19 protein-coding genes, 1 tRNA gene and 1 pseudogene are annotated in these 19,074 nt (G+C 70.6%); 14 read left to right on the forward strand and 7 right to left on the reverse strand.

The window, feature by feature from the left end:
• The first annotated feature begins 11 nt into the window (after nucleotides 1-11).
• From paaA to ACZ7L1_RS07500, 6 genes are all read left to right on the forward strand, one after another.
• A complete protein-coding gene (gene paaA, locus ACZ7L1_RS07475) occupies nucleotides 12-1,007 on the forward strand; it encodes a 1,2-phenylacetyl-CoA epoxidase subunit PaaA (RefSeq protein ID WP_471435052.1) in 996 nt (331 codons plus the stop codon).
• On the forward strand, nucleotides 1,004-1,291 hold the full coding sequence (gene paaB / locus ACZ7L1_RS07480; protein ID WP_037614825.1) for a 1,2-phenylacetyl-CoA epoxidase subunit PaaB: 288 nt from the start codon (nucleotides 1,004-1,006) through the stop codon (nucleotides 1,289-1,291). The genes paaA and paaB overlap by 4 nt, the downstream gene beginning before the upstream one ends.
• Nucleotides 1,288-2,007: a 1,2-phenylacetyl-CoA epoxidase subunit PaaC gene (gene paaC / locus ACZ7L1_RS07485; protein WP_471435054.1), complete on the forward strand. Its 720-nt coding sequence runs from the start codon at nucleotides 1,288-1,290 to the stop codon at nucleotides 2,005-2,007. Before paaB ends, paaC begins: the two co-directional genes overlap by 4 nt.
• Nucleotides 2,001-2,543, forward strand: a complete 543-nt coding sequence (gene paaD, locus ACZ7L1_RS07490; protein WP_471435056.1) for a 1,2-phenylacetyl-CoA epoxidase subunit PaaD — start codon at nucleotides 2,001-2,003, stop codon at nucleotides 2,541-2,543. Before paaC ends, paaD begins: the two co-directional genes overlap by 7 nt.
• Nucleotides 2,543-3,607, forward strand: a complete 1,065-nt coding sequence (locus ACZ7L1_RS07495; RefSeq protein ID WP_471435058.1) for a 2Fe-2S iron-sulfur cluster-binding protein — start codon at nucleotides 2,543-2,545, stop codon at nucleotides 3,605-3,607. Before paaD ends, ACZ7L1_RS07495 begins: the two co-directional genes overlap by 1 nt.
• Before the next feature lie 126 nt (nucleotides 3,608-3,733).
• Nucleotides 3,734-4,870, forward strand: a complete 1,137-nt coding sequence (locus ACZ7L1_RS07500; RefSeq protein ID WP_471435060.1) for an acyl-CoA dehydrogenase family protein — start codon at nucleotides 3,734-3,736, stop codon at nucleotides 4,868-4,870.
• Between the two features lie 84 nt (nucleotides 4,871-4,954).
• On the opposite strand, the gene ACZ7L1_RS07505 is transcribed toward ACZ7L1_RS07500, so the two are convergent.
• The 3 genes from ACZ7L1_RS07505 to ACZ7L1_RS07515 form a co-directional block, all read right to left on the reverse strand.
• Entirely contained in the window at nucleotides 4,955-5,284 is a 330-nt protein-coding gene (locus tag ACZ7L1_RS07505) for a rhodanese-like domain-containing protein (RefSeq protein WP_471435396.1), read from the reverse strand.
• 79 nt (nucleotides 5,285-5,363) lie between these two features.
• Complete coding sequence (locus ACZ7L1_RS07510; protein ID WP_471435061.1) at nucleotides 5,364-6,233, reverse strand: J domain-containing protein; 870 nt, start codon at nucleotides 6,231-6,233, stop codon at nucleotides 5,364-5,366.
• Nucleotides 6,234-6,360: 127 nt separating this feature from the next.
• On the reverse strand, nucleotides 6,361-7,791 hold the full coding sequence (locus tag ACZ7L1_RS07515; RefSeq protein ID WP_471435062.1) for a DUF2252 domain-containing protein: 1,431 nt from the start codon (nucleotides 7,789-7,791) through the stop codon (nucleotides 6,361-6,363).
• 212 nt (nucleotides 7,792-8,003) lie between these two features.
• Between ACZ7L1_RS07515 and ACZ7L1_RS07520 the strand changes: the two genes are divergently transcribed.
• From ACZ7L1_RS07520 to kdpC, 7 genes are all read left to right on the forward strand, one after another.
• Nucleotides 8,004-8,981, forward strand: a complete 978-nt coding sequence (locus ACZ7L1_RS07520) for a Dyp-type peroxidase (protein WP_471435064.1) — start codon at nucleotides 8,004-8,006, stop codon at nucleotides 8,979-8,981.
• Between the two features lie 248 nt (nucleotides 8,982-9,229).
• Complete coding sequence (locus tag ACZ7L1_RS07525) at nucleotides 9,230-9,544, forward strand: hypothetical protein (protein WP_471435065.1); 315 nt, start codon at nucleotides 9,230-9,232, stop codon at nucleotides 9,542-9,544.
• 232 nt (nucleotides 9,545-9,776) lie between these two features.
• The gene (locus ACZ7L1_RS07530; RefSeq protein ID WP_471435066.1) at nucleotides 9,777-9,908 is read left to right on the forward strand and encodes a hypothetical protein; all 132 of its coding nucleotides are present in this window, start codon (nucleotides 9,777-9,779) and stop codon (nucleotides 9,906-9,908) included.
• Nucleotides 9,905-9,994 (forward strand): K(+)-transporting ATPase subunit F, encoded by a 90-nt coding sequence (kdpF, locus tag ACZ7L1_RS07535; RefSeq protein WP_471435068.1) that lies wholly within the window; start codon nucleotides 9,905-9,907, stop codon nucleotides 9,992-9,994. Before ACZ7L1_RS07530 ends, kdpF begins: the two co-directional genes overlap by 4 nt.
• A gap of 8 nt (nucleotides 9,995-10,002) precedes the next feature.
• The gene (kdpA, locus tag ACZ7L1_RS07540) at nucleotides 10,003-11,703 is read left to right on the forward strand and encodes a potassium-transporting ATPase subunit KdpA (protein ID WP_471435070.1); all 1,701 of its coding nucleotides are present in this window, start codon (nucleotides 10,003-10,005) and stop codon (nucleotides 11,701-11,703) included.
• 41 nt (nucleotides 11,704-11,744) lie between these two features.
• Nucleotides 11,745-13,859, forward strand: coding sequence for a potassium-transporting ATPase subunit KdpB (gene kdpB / locus ACZ7L1_RS07545; RefSeq protein WP_471435072.1), 2,115 nt, complete (start codon nucleotides 11,745-11,747; stop codon nucleotides 13,857-13,859).
• A gap of 5 nt (nucleotides 13,860-13,864) precedes the next feature.
• Nucleotides 13,865-14,479: a potassium-transporting ATPase subunit KdpC gene (gene kdpC / locus ACZ7L1_RS07550; RefSeq protein WP_471435073.1), complete on the forward strand. Its 615-nt coding sequence runs from the start codon at nucleotides 13,865-13,867 to the stop codon at nucleotides 14,477-14,479.
• 164 nt (nucleotides 14,480-14,643) lie between these two features.
• Here the strand turns inward: kdpC and ACZ7L1_RS07555 are convergent, their stop codons facing one another.
• Nucleotides 14,644-15,033 carry a hypothetical protein gene (locus ACZ7L1_RS07555; RefSeq protein WP_471435075.1) on the reverse strand — a complete coding sequence of 130 codons (390 nt, stop codon included), beginning with the start codon at nucleotides 15,031-15,033 and terminating at the stop codon, nucleotides 14,644-14,646.
• 48 nt (nucleotides 15,034-15,081) lie between these two features.
• Nucleotides 15,082-15,315, reverse strand: a pseudogene (locus tag ACZ7L1_RS07560) (helix-turn-helix domain-containing protein); the annotation flags it as partial.
• Nucleotides 15,316-15,565: 250 nt separating this feature from the next.
• Between ACZ7L1_RS07560 and ACZ7L1_RS07565 the strand changes: the two are divergent.
• On the forward strand, nucleotides 15,566-16,963 hold the full coding sequence (locus ACZ7L1_RS07565) for an APC family permease (protein WP_471435076.1): 1,398 nt from the start codon (nucleotides 15,566-15,568) through the stop codon (nucleotides 16,961-16,963).
• Between the two features lie 254 nt (nucleotides 16,964-17,217).
• Here ACZ7L1_RS07565 and ACZ7L1_RS07570 read toward each other — a convergent pair whose 3' ends face one another.
• Together ACZ7L1_RS07570 and ACZ7L1_RS07575 are read right to left on the reverse strand one after the other, a co-directional pair.
• Nucleotides 17,218-17,748, reverse strand: a complete 531-nt coding sequence (locus tag ACZ7L1_RS07570; RefSeq protein WP_471435078.1) for a TerD family protein — start codon at nucleotides 17,746-17,748, stop codon at nucleotides 17,218-17,220.
• Between the two features lie 542 nt (nucleotides 17,749-18,290).
• A tRNA-Leu gene (locus ACZ7L1_RS07575) sits at nucleotides 18,291-18,374 on the reverse strand.
• Nucleotides 18,375-19,074 lie beyond the last annotated feature (700 nt).

The following is a 19,074-nucleotide window of genomic DNA, read 5'->3' on the forward strand; positions in this document are numbered from 1 at the left end:
AGGGGGACCGCATGGCGACAGCAGCAGCGCACCGGCCGGCCAAAGCGGACGGCACAGCGGCGGACGCGACGGCGTACGAGGCCGTGTTCGACGCCGCCGTGGCCGCCGACGAGCGCATCGAGCCCCGCGACTGGATGCCCGACGCCTACCGCGCCACCCTCGTCCGGCAGATCGCCCAGCACGCGCACTCCGAGATCATCGGCATGCAGCCGGAGGCCAACTGGATCACGCGCGCTCCCTCGCTGCGCCGCAAGGCGATCCTGATGGCCAAGGTCCAGGACGAGGCGGGCCACGGACTGTATCTGTACGGCGCGGCGGAGACACTCGGCACCAGCCGCGACGAGCTGCTCGACAAACTGCACGCGGGCCGCCAGAAGTATTCATCGATCTTCAACTACCCGACGCTGACCTGGGCGGACGTCGGCGCCATCGGCTGGCTGGTGGACGGCGCCGCGATCACCAACCAGGTGCCCCTGTGCCGCTGCTCCTACGGGCCGTACGCGCGCGCGATGGTCCGCATCTGCAAGGAGGAGTCCTTCCACCAGCGCCAGGGCTACGAACTGCTGCTGACCCTGAGCCGAGGCACACCGGAGCAGCACGCGATGGCGCAGGACGCGGTGAACCGCTGGTGGTGGCCGTCCCTGATGATGTTCGGCCCACCCGACGACGAGTCCGCCCACTCCGCGCAGTCGATGACCTGGAAGATCAAGCGGCACTCGAACGACGAGCTGCGCCAGCGCTTCGTGGACATCTGCGTCCCCCAGGCGCAGTCCCTGGGCCTGACCCTCCCCGACCCGGACCTGAAGTGGAACGAGGAGCGGGGGCACCACGACTTCGGCCCCATCGACTGGACGGAGTTCTGGGAGGTCCTCAAGGGCAACGGCCCCTGCAACGAGCAGCGGCTGACCCAGCGCAGGCAGGCCCACGAGGAAGGCGCCTGGGTACGGGATGCAGCCGCGGCGTACGCGGCGAAGCACAACGGCGGGACAGGAGCGCAGCACGCATGACGAACACCGACTGGCCCTTGTGGGAGGTTTTCGTGCGCTCACGCCGCGGGCTTTCGCACACCCACGCCGGCAGCCTGCACGCCCCGGACGCCGAGCTGGCCCTGCGCAACGCGCGCGACCTGTACACCCGGCGCGGCGAGGGCGTCTCGATCTGGGTGGTGCCCTCCGCCGCGATCACCGCGTCCTCGCCCGACGAGAAGGACCCGTTCTTCGAACCGGCCGCCGACAAGCCGTACCGGCACCCCACGTTCTACGAGATCCCGGAAGGAGTGAAGCACCTGTGACCGTCACCGTGCACACCCCTGCCGCCCTGGCACTCGGCGACGACGCCCTGGTGCTCTCGCACCGCCTGGGGGAGTGGGCGGGCCACGCGCCCGTACTGGAGGAGGAGGTCGCCCTCGCCAACATCGCCCTAGACCTGCTGGGCCAGGCCCGGGTGCTGCTGTCCATGGTGGGCGACGAGGACGAGCTGGCCTACCTGCGCGAGGAGCGCGCCTTCCGCAATCTGCAACTGGTGGAACAGCCGAACGGCGACTTCGCACACACCATCGCCCGTCAGCTGTACTTCTCGACCTACCAGCGGCTCCTGTACAGCGAACTCGCCGCCGGAGACAGCGAGTTCGCCGGGCTCGCGGCCAAGGCGGTCAAGGAGGTCGCCTACCACCAGGACCACGCCGAGCAGTGGACGCTGCGGCTCGGCGACGGGACCGACATGAGCCATGAGCGGATGCGTCGCGCGTGCGAGGCACTGTGGCGGTACACGGGAGAGATGTTCCAGCCGGTGGAGGGCGTGGACGCCGACTGGACCGGCATCGAGCAGGCCTGGCTGGACTCGGTCGGCGGCATCCTGCGCCGGGCCACCCTCGAAGTCCCGCCGGGGCCGCGCTCCGGGGCGTGGACCGCGGGCGCGGGGCGGCAGGGCCTGCACACCGAACCGTTCGGACGGATGCTCGCCGAGATGCAGCATCTGCACCGCAGTCACCCGGGGGCGTCATGGTGACGGCCACGGCCCTCGAGGAGGAACTGCGCCGGCTCGCCGGCTCCGTCCCCGACCCGGAGCTGCCCGTGGTCACTCTGGAGGAGCTGGGCGTTCTACGGTCCGTCCAGGTGCGCGGCACGGACGCGGTGGAGGTCGAGCTGACCCCGACCTACACGGGATGCCCCGCGCTCGAAGCGATGGCCGTGGACATAGAGCGGGTTCTGCGCGAGCACGGCGTACGGAAGGTCGTCGTACGCACGGTCCTCAGCCCCGCCTGGTCGACGGATGACATCTCCGAGGAGGGTCGCCGCAAGCTGCGGGAGTTCGGGATAGCGCCCCCTCGCGTCCGCGGACGGCACACGTCGGGTCCGGTGCCCGTGGAGCTGGGCCCGACCCGTACCGTCACCGACTCCACCGAGGCGGACGCCCCCGTGCGCTGCCCGTTCTGCGGGTCCGCCGAGACCGAGCTGCTCAGCCGTTTCTCGTCCACCGCGTGCAAGGCGCTGCGCCGCTGCCTCGCCTGCCGTGAGCCGTTCGACCACTTCAAGGAGCTGTGATGGCCCGGTTCCACCCGCTCCCGGTGGTCTCGGTGGAGCGGCTCACCGACGACTCCGTGACCCTGACCCTCGCCGTGCCACCCGCGCTGCGCGAGGAGTACCGGCACATGCCCGGCCAGCACCTCGCGCTGCGCCGCACCGCCGACGGCAGGGAGATCCGGCGTACGTACTCGATCTGCTCCCCCGCTCCGGCACCGGACGAAGAGGGTCCGCACACGCTGCGGGTCGGGGTACGGCTGGTGGAGGGCGGAGCCTTCTCCACCTACGCGCTCAAGGAGATCGCCGAGGGGGACGAGCTGGAGGTGATGACACCGGCGGGACGGTTCACGCTCGAGTCGGCACCCGGGCTGTACGCGGCGGTGGTGGGCGGCAGCGGCATCACCCCCGTGCTGTCGATCGTGACGACGCTCCTGGAGCGGGAACCCGGCGCGCGGTTCTGCCTCATACGCAGCGACCGCACGACGGCCTCGACGATGTTCCTGGAAGAGGTAGCCGACCTCAAGGACCGCTATCCCGAGCGGTTCCAGCTGGTCACGGTGCTCTCCCGGGAGGAACAGCAGGCGGGACTGCCCTCAGGGCGGCTCGACCGGGAGCGGCTGGACGGGCTGCTGCCTGCGCTGCTGCCGGTGGAGGAGGTCGCCGGCTGGTTCCTGTGCGGACCGTTCGGCCTGGTGCAGTCGGCGGAGCGCGCGCTGCGCGGGCTGGGAGTGCCACGGACCCGGATCCACGAGGAGATCTTCCATGTGGACGACGGAGCCGTGATCACGCCGTCCGCTCCCGCCCCCGCGCACAGCAGGGTGACCGCGCGGCTCGACGGACGCGGCGGCACCTGGCCGGTCCACGACGGCGAGTCGCTGCTGGAGACAGTGCTGCGCAACCGACCCGACGCGCCCTACGCCTGCAAGGGCGGGGTGTGCGGGACCTGCCGGGCCTTCCTGGTCTCGGGCGAGGTACGGATGGACCGCAACTTCGCGCTCGAGCCGGAGGAGACGGAGGCCGGATATGTGCTGGCGTGCCAGTCGCATCCGGTCACGGAGACGGTGGAGCTGGACTTCGACCGGTGAGCGTTCCTCGTGGGGCCGCTCGTCAGGCTTTCCGTGGGAGGGCCTGTCCGCGGACCGTTCCCTTCTAATAGAACCTGTTCTATCTTGACGGTCCGTCAGATCAGCGGACCGCCAGGAGGACAGGCCGTGGACTTCACCTTCAGCGAGGAGCAGCAGGCGGCACTCGAGGCGGCGAGGGCCGTGTTCACCGGGGTCGCGCCGGACGGGGTGCCCAGCCCCGCACTGACCACCGCCGCCGTCGCCGACGACTTCGACCGGGCGCTGTGGGCGCGGCTCGCCGACGCGGACCTGCTCGGCCTGCTGCTGGAGGGGGAGTACGGCGGCGCGGGTCTCGACGCGATCGCCCTCTGCCTGGTGCTGCGGGAGTCGGCCAAGGTGCTCGCAAGGGTGCCGCTGCTGGAGAACACAACGGCGGCGGTCGCCATACAGGCTTACGGCAGCGCTGAGTTGAAGGAGGAACTGCTCGCACGAACCGGCCGGGGAGAGCCCGTCCTCACGGTCGCCGCACACGGCCGGACCGGGCACGACCGGGCCGAACTCGCGGTGGTGGCGCGGCAGGAGGGCGACACCTGGGTGCTGGAGGGGACACAGACAGCGGTGCCGTGGGCGTACAACGCCGACGCCGTCCTCGTACCGGCCCACACCGACGACTCCGGCCGCACCGTACTGGCCCTGGTGCCGCCCAGGCATGAGGGCGCCGTTCTGGCCGAACAGCTCTCCACGACCGGGGAGCGGCTCGCCGAGCTGCGGCTGGAATCGGCACGGATCGCCGAGCGGTATGTGCTCGACACCGAGGGAGCCTGGGAGTGGCTGCGCCTGCTGCTCACCACCGGGACGTGCGCGCTGGCGCTCGGCCTCGCCGAGGCCGCGCTGAGGATGACGAGCGAGTACGCCGGCAAACGGGAACAGTTCGGCCACCCCATCGCCACGTTCCAGGCGGTCGCGGTGCAGGCCGCCGACCGGTACATGGACCTGCGCGCCATGGAGGCCACGCTCTGGCAGGCCGCGTGGCGGATCACCTCCGGCACGGCGGGAGCGCTGCCGGCGGCCGGGGACGTGGCGGTGGCGAAGGTCTGGGCTTCGGAGGGCGTACGGCGGGTGGTGCAGACGGCGCAGCATCTGCACGGCGGCTTCGGCGCCGACACCGACTACTCCCTGCACCGGTATCACGCCTGGGCCAAGCACCTGGAACTGTCACTCGGCCCGGCGGCAGCACACGAGGAGAGCCTGGGCGACCTGCTGGCGGCACACCCGCTGGGCTGAGCGGGGCGACCCCGCAAAAGCCCCCGACCGGACTACAGCCCGACGTCCCAGGCCCGCAGCGCGGCACGACCTCCCGGGGCCGGACTAGAGCACGACGCCGGGCTCGCCCTTGGCGTCCACGACCGGCCGGCCCTCGGCGGCCCACACCTGCATGCCGCCGTCGACGTTCACCGCGTCGATGCCCTGCTGGACCAGGTACATCGCCACCTGAGCCGAACGGCCCCCGGAACGGCAGATCACATGCACCCGGCTGTCCTGCGGCGCCGCCTCGGTGAACTCTCCGTAGCGTGCGACGAACTCACTGAGGGGGATGTGCAGCGCCCCCTCGGCGTGACCCGCCCGCCACTCGTCGTCCTCGCGGACGTCCAGAAGGAAGTCGTCGTCCTTGAGGTCCGCGACCTCGACCGTGGGCACACCAGCTCCGAAATGCATACCCCGACGCTACCCGACGCCGACGCGGACGTGCCCGCCATCGTCCACCGCAGCGGTGGGCTCAGCGGCGCAGCTCCTCCAGTTCGGCTTCCTTCTGCGCGACCTGGGCCAGCAGCTGCTCCGCGATCTCCTCGAGAAGACCGTCCGGGTCGTTCGGGGCCAGCCGCAGCATCGAACCGATCGCCCCCTCCTCCAGCTCCCGGGCCACCAGCGTGAGCAGTTCCTTGCGTCGGGAGAGCCACTCCAGACGGGCGTAGAGCTCCTCGCTGTGACTCGGCCGGCGCTCCTCGGGGACGGGGCCGGCGGCCCACTCCTCGGACAGCTCCCGCAGCTGGGCCTCGTCGCCGCGGGCGTAGGCGGCGTTGACCCGGGCGATGAACTCGTCCCGCCGTTTGCGCTCGTCCTCGTCCTGGGCGAGGTCGGGGTGAGCCTTGCGGGCCAGCTCGCGGTACAGCTTGCGGGCCTCCTCGCTGGGCCGCACGCGCTGCGGAGGCCGCACGGGCTGGTCCGTCAGCATGGCCTGCGCCTCCGGGAACAGCCCGCCGGAGTCCATCCAGCCGTGGAACAGCTCCTCCACGCCCGGCATCGGCATGACCCGGGCACGTGCCTCTTGGGCCCGGCGTATGTCCTCCGGGTCCTGGGTGCGGGCGGCCAGCGCCTCGGCGATCTCCGCGTCCAGCTCCTCCAGGCGCGCGTACATGGGGCCGAGCTTCTGGTGGTGCAACCGGGAGAAGTTCTCCACCTCCACGCGGAAGGTCTCCAGGGCGATCTCGTACTCGATCAACGCCTGCTCGGCGGCCCGCACGGCCCGCTCCAGCCGCTCCTCGGGCCGCGCCCCGGCACCCCCGGCCCCGCCCGAACCGGTGCCCTCGGCAACCGGCTCCTCGGCCTCGGACACGGTCTGGCTCTGCTCGGCATCGGGCGTCGTCACCGCACCAGCGTAAGACACGGTCGCGGGGGCCTGCCGTGGTCCGGTGAGGTCGGGATGCCCGGCAGATCGACACCCTTGGGGGGCCTCCCCTCCCCCCTCCCCCTCCTCCCCCTATCCCCTCAGCCCCTCAGACCCCCGCCTCCCCCGCGATCCGCCCACTCCTCACCGCCGCCACCAACTCCGCGTGATCCGCCTCCGTGCGGTCCGCGTACGCCACGGCGAAGGCCGCCGTCGCCTCGTCCAGCTCCTCGTTCTTGCCGCAGTAGCCCGAGATCAGGCGGGGGTCGGCGCTGTGGCTGTGGGCGCGAGCCAGCAGCGCCCCTGTCATGCGGGCGTAGTCGTCTATCTGGTCGGCGGGCAGGGCCGACGGGTCGACGCTGCCCTTGCGGTTGCGGAACTGCCGTACCTGGTAGGGGCGTCCGTCGACCGTCGTCCAGCCCAGCAGGATGTCGCTGACGACCTGCATGCGCTTCTGCCCCTGGACGACCCGGCGGCCCTCGTGCTCCACCTCCGGCACCGGGTGCCCGGACGTGGCCAGATGGGGCAGCAGGGCCGACGGGCGGGCCTCCTTGACCTGGAGGATCAGCGGTTCGCCTCGGTGGTCGAGAAGCAGCACCACATAGGAGCGGGTGCCCACACTTCCCGTGCCGACGACGCGGAACGCCACGTCGTGCACCGCGTACCGGGCGAGGAGCGGGAGCCGGTCCTCGGGCAGCGTCGTCAGATACTCCTCCAGTGCCGCCGCGACCGACTCGGCCTCCGCGTCCGGTATGCGGCGCAGCACCGGCGGCGCGTCCACGAAGCGTCGGCCGCCGCCCTCGACCGGCTCGGTCGCCTTCGCCGCGAACCGCCCGCTCGTGTTGGCCCGCGCCTTCTCCGAGACCCGTTCCAGCGTGCCGAGCAGATCGTGGGCGTCGGTGTGGGAGACGAGCTCCTCGTCCGCGATCGCGTTCCAGGCGTCCAGGACCGGGAGCCTGGCCAGCAGGCGCATGGTGCGCCGGTAGGCGCCGACCGCGTCGTGCGCCGCCTGACGGCACCGGTCCTCGTCGGCCCCGGCCTCACGGCCGGCGAGCACCAGCGAGGCGGCGAGCCGTTTGAGGTCCCACTCCCAGGGGCCGTCCACCGTCTCGTCGAAGTCGTTCAGGTCGATGACCAGGCCGCCACGGGCGTCCCCGTACAGGCCGAAGTTCGCCGCGTGGGCGTCGCCGCAGATCTGGGCGCGGATGCCGGTCATCGGGGTGCGTGCGAGGTCGTAGGCCATGAGGCCCGCCGAGCCGCGCAGGAACGCGAACGGTGTGGCCGCCATCCTGCCGACGCGTATGGGCGTCAGCTCGGGGAGGCGGCCCCGGTTGGACTCCTCCACGGCGGTTACCGCGTCCGGGCGGTCGATGTCCAGCACCAGTTCGGCGTGGGCCCGGCGCGGCACCCGTGCGCGCAGTGCCTTGCCCTCCTCCTTCGGTGAGCCTTCGACCGGCCACCGCGCGAAGCCGCGCACCGCGGAGATCCGGGCCTCCTGCCGCGGCTTCGCCGTCCCCACCCCAACCTCGACCTCGGTCACACCGATCGCCTCCCCCGCTGTCCATGCAGTCGTGTGAACATCAACTGCGGACGACCGTACAGGTCGGCGGTCGAGGTGCGTCAGAGCCTGTGGACAACTCCGTGGCTGTGGAAAACCTCCGGCGTCGGCGTCCGCCCGCTGCGCGGTGGCACACCTGTTGGGGCCGCCCTAGAGTGGGAAACCGCCCGTGCCCTGGGAAAGGGGTGTGGCCCGTGACCCAGTCCTCCGCGGAGCCGGTTCCCCAGTCGGTGCTGTCCCCGTTGACGGACGCCGCGATCTTCCTGGTGGTGACCGTGGACCCGGGAAGCGAACCGGTCGTCCGCAGGTTGCTGTCCGATCTGAACGGGCTGCAGCGGGCCGTCGGCTTCCGTGCCACGCCCAGCGGAAGGCTCAGCTGTGTCACGGGCGTGGGATCCGACGTGTGGGACCGTCTGTTCTGCGGGCCGCGTCCCGCGGAGCTGCATCCCTTCCGTGAGCTGGCAGGCCCCGTGCACCGCGCCGTGTCCACGCCCGGGGACCTGCTCTTCCACATCCGTGCCGCCCGCCTCGACCTGTGCTTCGCGCTGGCGGGCGAGATCATGGAGCGTCTCCGCGGTGCGGTGACGGTGTGCGACGAGGTGCACGGGTTCAAGTACTTCGACGTGCGGGACCTGCTCGGCTTCGTCGACGGGACGGAGAACCCGGTCGGCCCGGCGGCGAGCGAGGCGGTGCTGGTCGGCGGCGAGGACCCCCGCTTCGCGGGTGGAAGCTATGTGATGGTGCAGAAGTACCTCCACGATCTGGGGGCCTGGAACGCCCTTCCGGTGGAGGCCCAGGAGAGGGTGATCGGGCGTCGGAAGCTGTCCGACGTCGAACTCGACGACGAGGTCAAGCCGGCCGACTCGCATGTCGCCCTGACCACGATCGTGGACCGCGACGGTACGAAGCACGAGATCCTGCGCGACAACATGCCCTTCGGCACTGTCGGCAAGGGCGAGTTCGGCACGTACTTCATCGGGTACGCCCGAACCCCGACGGTGCTGGAGACCATGTTGGAGCGCATGTTCCTGGGCGCACCGCCGGCGTCCCACGATCGGATCCTGGACTTCTCCACACCGGTCACCGGATCGCTTTTCCATGTGCCCACCAGCGACTTCCTGGACAACCTGCCCGTGCCTCCGGACCGGCCCGGTCCGGAGGCACGGGCATGAGAGGTCCCCGCTCCCGCACGCCGTGAGACACCTCCGCTCAAGCCTGGCGCCTCCCGCGCCGGATGTGCGCGTTCGTTCTCGGTCAGTTCACTGTCGCCGCCACGGCCAGGAGTCGCTCGCACGGCTGTTTCCGGCGCCGGACTCCGACGGTGTCCGTGCCGGCCGATCCGAAAAGCGGCGGGCGAGTGTGAGGAAGGCTCCGCGGATGCCGGCTCTGCGTTTCGGGCGGACTCCGGACGGCTGTAGCCGTGCCGCCGGGCGAACGCGCGGTGGTCACCGCCCCGGCCGGCGTGCGGATCAACGAAGGGAAACCCCTCACAGAGGTGCGCCGGGAGTGCGGCGCCTACTCCGACGAAGCCTCCGAGCGGCTGGGCGCACAGCACCCGCTGAGGCTGCGCCTGCGTGTGTCACACGCCCTGCTGGGCCTGTCGGACGGGCCGGACGGAAGGGCACGTGCGGAACAGGCCGTCAGCCAGGCCGCCCTGCACCTGGGCGAAGGCCACCCCACCGTGCGCGACGCCCGAGCGGTACTGGCACTGCCCGATCCCGACCGGGAGAACTGACCACCCGAACAGCGCCACAGGACGGCAGGGGCTGCGTACGGCTTCACCCGGGAGGAACACGGGCGAGGAACCGGATGGTGGCCCCGCGCACGGGGGCGGCAGGGTGGACATGAGGGTGGGCGATTCGTTTGCCCACCCTTGCCCGAACGGCCGGCGTCAGAGGGCCGTCAAGGGTCCTTCAGCGGCCGTAAGAGGGCCGTTAACGACGGTCGAAGCCCTCTGAGAAACGCGGTTGTCTCTAGGGGTCCGCTCTTACCCGAACCTCATCCAGGAGCTCACGATGGCCGACGTCGCCTTCGTCATCGCCACCGTCGCGGTCTTCGCGCTGGTGGCCCTCGCCGCCAAGGGAGTGGCGAAGCTGTGACCGTCCAGAACGTTGTCGGCCTGGTCGTGGCCGTCGCCCTGCTGGGCTATCTCGTCCTCGCTCTGATCTTCCCGGAGAGGTTCTGAGCCGCGACATGAGCCCCGTACTTGCTGACGTGCTCCTCGTGGTCGCGCTGATCGGTGCGCTCGCCCTGGTGCACCGTCCGTTCGGCGACTACATGGCCGCCGTCTTCCAGTCCGAGAAGCACCTGCGGGTCGAGAGGTGGATCTACCGCTCGGTGGGCGCCGACCCGGATGCGGAGATGCGCTGGCCCGCGTATCTGCGCGGTGTCCTGGCGTTCTCCGCGGTGAGCGTGCTGTTCCTGTACCTGCTGCAGCGGGTGCAGGACAAGCTGCCGCTGTCGCTCGGCTTCAAGGCGATCAGCCCGGACCAGGCCTTCGACACCGCCGCGTCGTTCGTGTCCAACACCAACTGGCAGTCGTACTCGGGCGAGACGGCGATGAGCCACGTCACCCAGACGATGGGCCTGGCGGTGCAGAACTTCGTCTCCGCCGCGGTGGGCATCGCCGTCGCGGTGGCCCTGGTGCGAGGCTTCGCCCTCCCCCACTCTCGGCCTCGCTCCAGCGGGGGGACCCCCCTCCACACCGGCGACCTCGGAAACTTCTGGACCGACCTGGTGCGCTGCACCATCCGCATCCTGCTTCCGGTCTGCGTGGTCGTGGCCGTCGTACTGATCGCGGCGGGTGCCGTCCAGAACTTCGGCGACATCCACTACCTCACCACGCTCACCGGTGACAAGCAGGCCATCAGCCCGGGCGCAGTCGCCTCACAGGAGGCCATCAAGGACTTCGGCACCAACGGCGGGGGCTTCTTCAACGCCAACTCCTCGCACCCGTTCGAGAACCCCAACGGCTTCACCAACTGGCTGGAGATCTTCCTGCTGCTGGTGATCCCGTTCTCGCTGCCGCGCACCTTCGGCACGATGGTCGGCAACGTCAAGCAGGGCTACGCGATCGTCGCCGCCATGGGGATCATCTGGTTCCTCGGCGTGGTCGCCGTGACCTGGCTCGAGTACGCCCATCCGGGCACCGCGTCCCAGCTCGCGGGTGGGGCGATGGAGGGCAAGGAGCAGCGGTTCGGCGAGGGCCCGTCCTCCCTGTTCGCGGTCTCCACCACCATGACCTCGACCGGGTCGGTCAACTCCTTCCACGACTCCTTCAGCGGCCTGTCCGGCGGTGTCCTGCTGCTGGGCATGATGCTGGGCGAGATCGCGCCCGGCGGTGTCGGTTCCGGTCTCTACGGCATGCTGATCATGGCGGTCATCGCGGTGTTCATCGCGGGCCTGATGGTCGGCCGTACGCCCGAGTACCTGGGCAAGAAGATCGGCTCGCGCGAGATCAAGCTGGCGGCCTGCTACATCCTCGTCACCCCGGCTCTGGTGCTGATCGGCACCGCGCTGGCGATGGCGCTGGGCAAGGGGCAGTCCTCGATGACGAACGTGGGCGCGCACGGCTTCTCCGAGGTGCTCTACGCCTACACCTCGGCCAGCAACAACAACGGATCCGCCTTCGCCGGCTTCGCCGCGAACACCGAGTACCACAACACGATGCTGGGCCTCGCCATGCTGCTCGGCCGCTTCCTGCCGATGGTGTTCGTCCTCGCGCTGGCCGGCTCGCTCGCCGAGCAGAAGCCCATCCCGGTCACCGCGGGCACCCTGCGCACCGAGAAACCCCTGTTCACGGGCCTGCTGATGGGCGCGACCCTGATCATCACGGGGCTGACGTTCTTCCCGGCGCTCGCGCTGGGGCCGCTCGCCGAGGGGCTGGCGGCATGACCACCGACTCGCAGAGGACAGACGCGAAGAATCAGGACTCCATGTCCACTGGCACTCCGACACTTGCTCCCCACCAGGACCCGCCGACGGGACACAAACCCCAAGGGCGCGTCGGCGGCGGTCTCTTCGATCCGAAGCAGCTGGTGAAGTCGCTGCCGGACGCCTTCCGCAAGCTCGACCCGCGGGTGATGGTCAAGTCTCCCGTGATGTTCGTGGTCCTGGTCGGCTCCGTCCTGACGACCGTGTTCTCCTTCAAGGACCCGGGCGACTGGTTCGGTTGGGCGATCAGCGCCTGGCTGTGGCTGACCGTCGTCTTCGCCAACCTCGCGGAGGCCGTCGCCGAGGGCCGCGGCAAAGCCCAGGCTGACACCCTGCGCAAGGCCAAGACCGACACCGTTGCCCGCCGGCTGCTGTCCGACCGCACCACGGAGGAGCGGGTGCCGGGCACCGCGCTGACGGTCGGTGACCTGGTCGTCTGCGAGGCCGGCGACGTCATTCCCGGCGACGGTGACGTGGTGGAGGGCGTCGCCTCCGTCGACGAGTCGGCCATCACCGGTGAGTCGGCACCCGTGATCCGCGAATCCGGCGGCGACCGGTCCGCGGTCACCGGCGGAACGAAGGTCCTCTCCGACCGCATCGTCGTCAAGATCACGACAAAGCCGGGCGAGACGTTCATCGACCGGATGATCAACCTGGTCGAGGGGGCGGCCCGGCAGAAGACCCCGAACGAGATCGCGCTGAACATCCTGCTGGCGTCGCTGACGATCGTCTTCCTGCTCGCGTGCGCCACGCTGCCGCCGTTCGCGGACTACGCGGGCACGCACCTGACGATGGTCGTCCTGGTGGCGCTTCTCGTCTGCCTCATCCCGACCACCATCGGCGCGCTGCTGTCGGCGATCGGCATCGCCGGCATGGACCGCCTGGTGCAGCACAACGTGCTGGCCATGTCCGGCCGTGCGGTGGAGGCCGCCGGTGACGTCTCCACGCTGCTGCTCGACAAGACCGGCACCATCACCCTCGGCAACCGCCAGGCGTCCGAGTTCGTACCGGTGCGGGGCACCACGGAGGCCGAGGTCGCCGACGCCGCCCAGCTGTCGTCGCTGGCCGACGAGACCCCCGAGGGCCGCTCGATCGTCGTCCTGGCGAAGGAGAAGTACGGGCTGCGCGAACGCCACCAGGGTGAACTGGTGGGTGCCGAGTGGATCGCCTTCACGGCCCAGACCCGCATGTCCGGCGTGGACCTCACGGAGAACGGCACCGCTCGCAAGGTCCGCAAGGGGGCCACGGCCTCCGTCATCGACTGGGTGCGCGAGCGGGGCGGCCAGGTCGCCGACGACGCTCGGGCGCTGACCGACCGGATCTCCGAGGCCGGCGGCACGCCGCTGCTGGTCGCGGTCCAGGACGACGAGGGCGCCCGGGTCCTCGGGGTCATCCATCTCAAGGACGTCGTCAAGGAGGGCATGCGGGAGCGGTTCGAGGAGTTGCGCCGCATGGGCATCAAGACCGTCATGATCACCGGCGACAACCCGCTGACCGCGAAGGCGATCGCCGAGGAGGCAGGAGTCGACGACTTCCTCGCCGAGGCCACCCCTGAGGACAAGATGGCCCTGATCAAACGGGAGCAGGCGGGCGGCAAGCTGGTCGCGATGACCGGTGACGGCACCAACGACGCGCCCGCGCTCGCGCAGGCGGATGTCGGCGTGGCGATGAACACGGGGACGTCGGCCGCCAAGGAGGCCGGCAACATGGTCGACCTCGACTCCAACCCGACCAAGCTCATCGAGATCGTCGAGATCGGCAAACAGCTCCTCATCACCCGAGGCGCCCTGACGACGTTCTCCATCGCCAACGACGTCGCCAAGTACTTCGCGATCATCCCCGCGCTGTTCGCGACGGTCTACCCGGGCCTGAACAAGCTCAACATCATGCACCTGGCCTCGCCGGACTCGGCGATCCTGTCCGCGGTCGTCTTCAACGCACTGATCATCATCGCGCTGGTGCCGCTCGCCCTGAAGGGCGTGCGCTACCGGCCCACGAGCGCGGACAGGATGCTCCGCCGCAACCTCGCCGTCTACGGCATCGGCGGCCTGATCGCCCCCTTCATCGGCATCAAACTCATCGACCTGCTCATCTCTGTGATCCCCGGGATCGGCTGAAGGACATGAACACCTCCGTAGTGAACTCCGGGCGCATGGTGTGGGCCGCCCTGCGCATGCTGCTCGTCCTCACCGTCGTGACCGGCGTCATCTATCCGCTCGCCGTCACCGGCATCGGCCAGGCGCTCTTCCACGACGAGGCCAACGGCTCGATCGTGAGGGTCGACGGCAAGGAAGTCGGCTCGGCCCTGATCGGGCAGAGCTGGAACATCAAGGGCACCGACAAGCCCGACCCGAAGTGGTTCCAGCCCCGCCCGTCCAACAGCGACTACGACCCGCTGGCCACCGGCTCCAGCCAGCTCGGCGCGAGCAACCCCAAGCTGGTCGCGATGGTCGAGGCGGCGAAGAGGCAGGTCGCCGCGTTCAACGGCGTCCCGGAGTCCCAGGTACCCAAGGACGCCGTCACGGGCTCCGCCTCCGCGATCGACCCGGACATCTCCCCGGCCTACGCGGACATCCAGGTCAAGCGGGTCGCCAAGGCCAACGGGCTGACCGCCGCGCAGGTGCACAAGGTCGTCGACGAGCACACACAGGGCCCAACGCTCGGCTTCCTCGACCAGCCCCGCGTGAACGTCCTCCAGCTCAACATCGCGCTCGAGCACCTGGCCACCGGGAGCTGACGGTACCGTCACAGCATCGGGTGACGGCCCACGGCCCGCGCACCGTGACGGCCGACGGCACGCGGACCATGCGCTCCTGCCGTCGGCTCCCGCCCCTGTCCCCGTGGATGGGCACCGCAGCCGGACGCCGGCGGCCCTTGCGCGACGGCGCCGAGTTTGCCGTCCTACGCTCCCGGAACACCGCCTCTGCGCTGGAACAGCCCGGTCAGCCGGCGCAGCCCTCGACGCGGCTGCCGCAGTCCGCCGTTCAGCAGCAGGCGGGCCGTGTCCTTGGGCCCGAGCGCCGTGCGGTCCGCGCACCGGTGCCAGAAACGGGCGACGCGGCGTTCCAGGTCCGCCCGGCCGTCCTCCTCGGTGCGCAGGGCCACGACCGGACCCTCCGCCCCTTGCGGCGCGCGCAGGTCCACGACACGGCCCTCGGCGGTGTACGCCTCGTACTCCCCGTCTGCGACGTCGATCGCTTCCAGCCACTCCTCCGCAGCGCGCAGCGAGGGGAACACCGAGAGCTCCTCGTCCCGGTCGAACACCATGATGATGTCGGCAGGTTGACTCACGGCGTGCATCCTTCCCGGATGGCGCGGACTGCGGCCACCGGTTCGGCGTCAGAGTTCCCTGGCGGGCCAGTCCGGCAGCCGGGCGCCGATGACGGCGGTCTGCAGCATGTGGCGGTGGGCGGGGTCGGCGCCGGTGAGCTGGTGGATGCGTTCCAGGCGGTACGTCATGGCCCGCACGCTGAGGGAGAGACGGCGGGCGGCCTCGGCCGCGACGCGGCCGGAGTCGAAGTAGGCGTTGAGGGTGTCGAGGAGCGGCTGGGCGCCGCCCCGGGCGGTGGTGAGCAGGGACGCTGCGGGTGATGAGCGCGTGCTCCATCCGGGGCACTGGGTCGGCCTCGTCGTAGCCAGTCGACCGCGTGACGCTGCCTTGCCAACCGCCACTGCTCGCGCCTGGGCGCCGGCGCGCGGGTGGCAAATTTGACGGATCCTTGGCAGCTCACTGACGACCTCCTGACATAGCCTGGTCATCGGTGTGCCGGGAAGTCTGGTCGGCGAAGTCTCTTCCGTTCCTCTTCTCAGGAAAGGTCTTCGCGTGGCTCCCATCCGTCAGGCTGCCGTCGCGTCGGAAGCTGCGTCCGCGTTGCGCGGCCGTACTCCGCGCCGGTCCGTCCTCTTCTTCGCCTTCGCCTTCGCGGTGATCGCGGACCCGGTGTCCTCCGTCGCCTACGCGATCGAGGCGGCGCTGCGCGCCCTGCGCGGGGACCTGGCGCTGCTGCTGCCCACCATGAGCCTGGTGATCGGGCTCGTCGTCGTGGTCACCGCCAACTACTGGCAACTCGTGCGCCGCTTCCCGCAGGGCGGGGGCGCGGCCGCGGCGGCTGCACGGGCGTTCGGGCCGCGCTGGACGTTCCTGCCGATCGGCGCTCTGGTCGTGGACTTCGTCCTGACCATCGGCATCTCCATCGCGGCCGCCGCGAGCGCGGTGATCGCTCTGTTCCCGGCCCTCGCGCCGGTCCGTATCCCGCTGGCGCTGGTCCTGCTGCTCGTGGTGGCCGGGCTGACCTGGTTCGGGCACGGGGGGCGGCTGCTGTTCGCCGTGATGACGGTCGCGTTCGTGGCCGTCTCCGTGGCCGTGCTGGTACTCGGCTTCGCCGCCCCGCACTCCGACGGCCACGCCGCCGCCACGGCCAGCCCGGGCCACTCGGCGGTCCTCGCCGTGGTGCTGGCCTTCCCCGTGGCGATGGCGCTCGCCACCGGCGTCGAGGCGCCGTCGACCGCGATCGCCCAGCTCGGCCAGCTCGACGACACCCACCGCCGCCGCTTCGGCCGCGGCACCCTGGCCCTGCTCGTGGTCATCGTCGGCGGCCTCACCCTGGCCCTGACCGCGCTCGCCGTCCGCCTGCACATCGGCATCCCCGGCGTCGACTCCACCCAGATCGCCGACATCGCGCACGCCGCCGCCGGACCCGGCTGGCTCTATGGGGCCTTCCAGCTGACCAGCTCGCTGCTGCTGCTCGCCGCCGCCAGCTCCTCCTTCCAGGCCGGACCGGGCCTGCTGAAGGCGCTGTCCGGCACGGCCGAGAGGCCGGGCGTGCTGCCGCCGGTGCTGGGCCGGACCAACCGTCACCACACCCCGTACTGGTCGGTCGTGGTCTACCTGGCTGCCGCCGCCCTGATCATCGTCGCGGCGGCGGGCCAGGAGCAGGAGCTGGTCCTGTTCTACGCGGTCGCGGTCTTCGTCAGCTTCCTGGTCGGCCTGGTCGCCATGGCCCGCTTCGCCCGGCAGGAACGCAAGCCCGCGCTGGCCTGGGTCAACGGTCTCGCCGCGGCGGCCGTCGCATTCACCCTCGTGGTGAACCTGCTGCGCGGCTGGCCGGTCCTGTCGATGGTGGCCACACTCCTGATCGCGGGCGGACTCTACATCCGGTGGAACCGTGCCGGCCGTCCCACCGGCATCGAGGACATCGAGGCGCGCGCCGAAGGGGACTGACACCCGTCGGGTGCCCGCTCCACTGCACCCTGGCAGGCGCACGGAGTCCAGAGGGGCCGTCCGGGTGGCCAGGTGGGCTCCGCCGGACACATCGCCCGACGCCTCCTGGTCGCCGACCGAGACCAAGCCCCTGGCCGGGCGCATTCCTGCCCAGCGACGCGGGAGCTGGGGGCCGGGGCTGGAGTGTGCAGCCGTGCCGTTGTCCACAGGTTGTGGCGCGTACAGCCGGGCACAGGAACACATATGCCCCGACGTCACGGGCGGGCGCTGCCCATCTCCGCGGTGAACACCACGGGGTCGCTGTCGAATCCGCGGATCATTTCGCGGAACTGCCATGCTCCGGTGCCGTCGCGGGTGAACTCCGCCACCGTCGCGGCGGTCGAGTCGGGTACCTGCCCGAAGTCGTCCTTCAGCAGCTCCGTGTACCTCTGGGCGATCAGCACTCCGGCGTTGGATATCTCGCCGAAGGTACGAGGTCCGCCCTTCTGGTGGATCGCCACCCCGACCACCACCCGTCCGTAGGCGTCCGACAGCCGGTCGAACTCGAGGACCATCACCTCCACGAAGCCGAAGCCCATGCCGGTCTTGCTGTGCCGGCTCATGTTGATGGTGCCGTCCGGCGACCGGCTGTCCCAGTGGACGACGTACACCGGCCGCCCGTGGGGTGCGTCGGCGGAGTAGGTGGCGGCGATGATGTCGAGATGACGAGGCGGCTCCCCCAGCGGGCTCGGGTCCCACTTGAGCCTGACCTCGACCTTCCCCAGCCCCTTTCCGTCACTGCTCACGTCGCCTCCCCGCCTCAGGTCGTCACGGGAGCCCCCGCACGGCTAAGTATGGCCGCCGACCGGCCTCTTGACGCTCCCTCGGCGGCTCGGCGAGGAGGCGTTCGATCTCCGACTCGGGCGGCCCGGCACGGACAGCCACTGCGGGCGGCCGTCCGACGGTTCGGCGGGATCGCAAGGTCTTCCGTGAGGTGGTGGGCGGTGCGCTTCGGCCCTATGCCTTTCTCGACACCCTGGCCCTCGGCGGCGGACCCACCACCGCCGCCCGACCCGAACCCACCATCGCCGCCCGACGCGAGAACCGAAGACCTGGACACCGACGGGCCACCTGACACCGGCCGCATAGCCGAGCCCAGCCGACCCGGCCATGGCAGCCGAAGCACAACAAAGACAGGCCCCGACACGTGAGATAACTCACACGTCGGGGCCCGGCCGTATGTCTTGACCAAGTTGTGCGATGCCTCACAACCGCCAACGCAACGAGAAACGGGCCCCTGCCGTGACTTCCGTCACCGGCAGAGACCCGTTTCCTCGGTATCTCTCTGTGCGCGAGGGGGGAGTTGAACCCCCACGCCCTTGCGGGCACTGGAACCTGAATCCAGCGCGTCTGCCTATTCCGCCACCCGCGCATTGGGTGTGTCCTCCGGCTCCGGCCCTTTCGGCCCGGCGCCTTCCGACACCCAGAACATTAGCACGCTGGAGAGGGTGGGTTCACATCCCTTTCCCCCGGGGGACCCGGCCCCGTCCTGGAAACTCCCTCGCGACCAGCGGCATCGCCGAGCCCCCGGTTCCCGGCCCATCCGGCGACCTGTCCGCACCGACCACCACCCACGGACCCGACACCGAACAGCAGACACCCAATCCAGACATCGAGCGTCGGCACCCCGGCGGGCACGACGCCTCACATCCCCGGCCCAGCCCCCACCGACACGCCTCCACCCGACGCCCAGCCCTCAGCCCCCGGCCTCCGGCTCTCCGCCCCGGCACCCCCGCCCGCCCCACCCCTGACCTCCCGCCGCCCCGAGCCCCCGCCGCCGTCGCAACGTCTCAGGGCGTGTCTGTTCACGTATCAACCTCGTACCGGTCCCGCCGATCTCTCCAGGAGGCGGGCGGGGTCCACAGCCGGGTGCGGGACACTGGTCTACGGCCGCCTTTACGATCCATGGCGGGAGTACCACCGCGGAGTGCTCCGAGGAGTACGTCAAGGAGTACGCCCGGAAGGTGTTCGAAGGGGCCGTCCGGAGGGAAACCCGGAGGCGTCGACACCCGTCGACAGGGCCGATGGGGGGAACCAGCCGATTTTCCGGCGCGTGGATACGATCAGTAAGC

The organism is Streptomyces sp. NPDC107546, assembly GCF_055639175.1.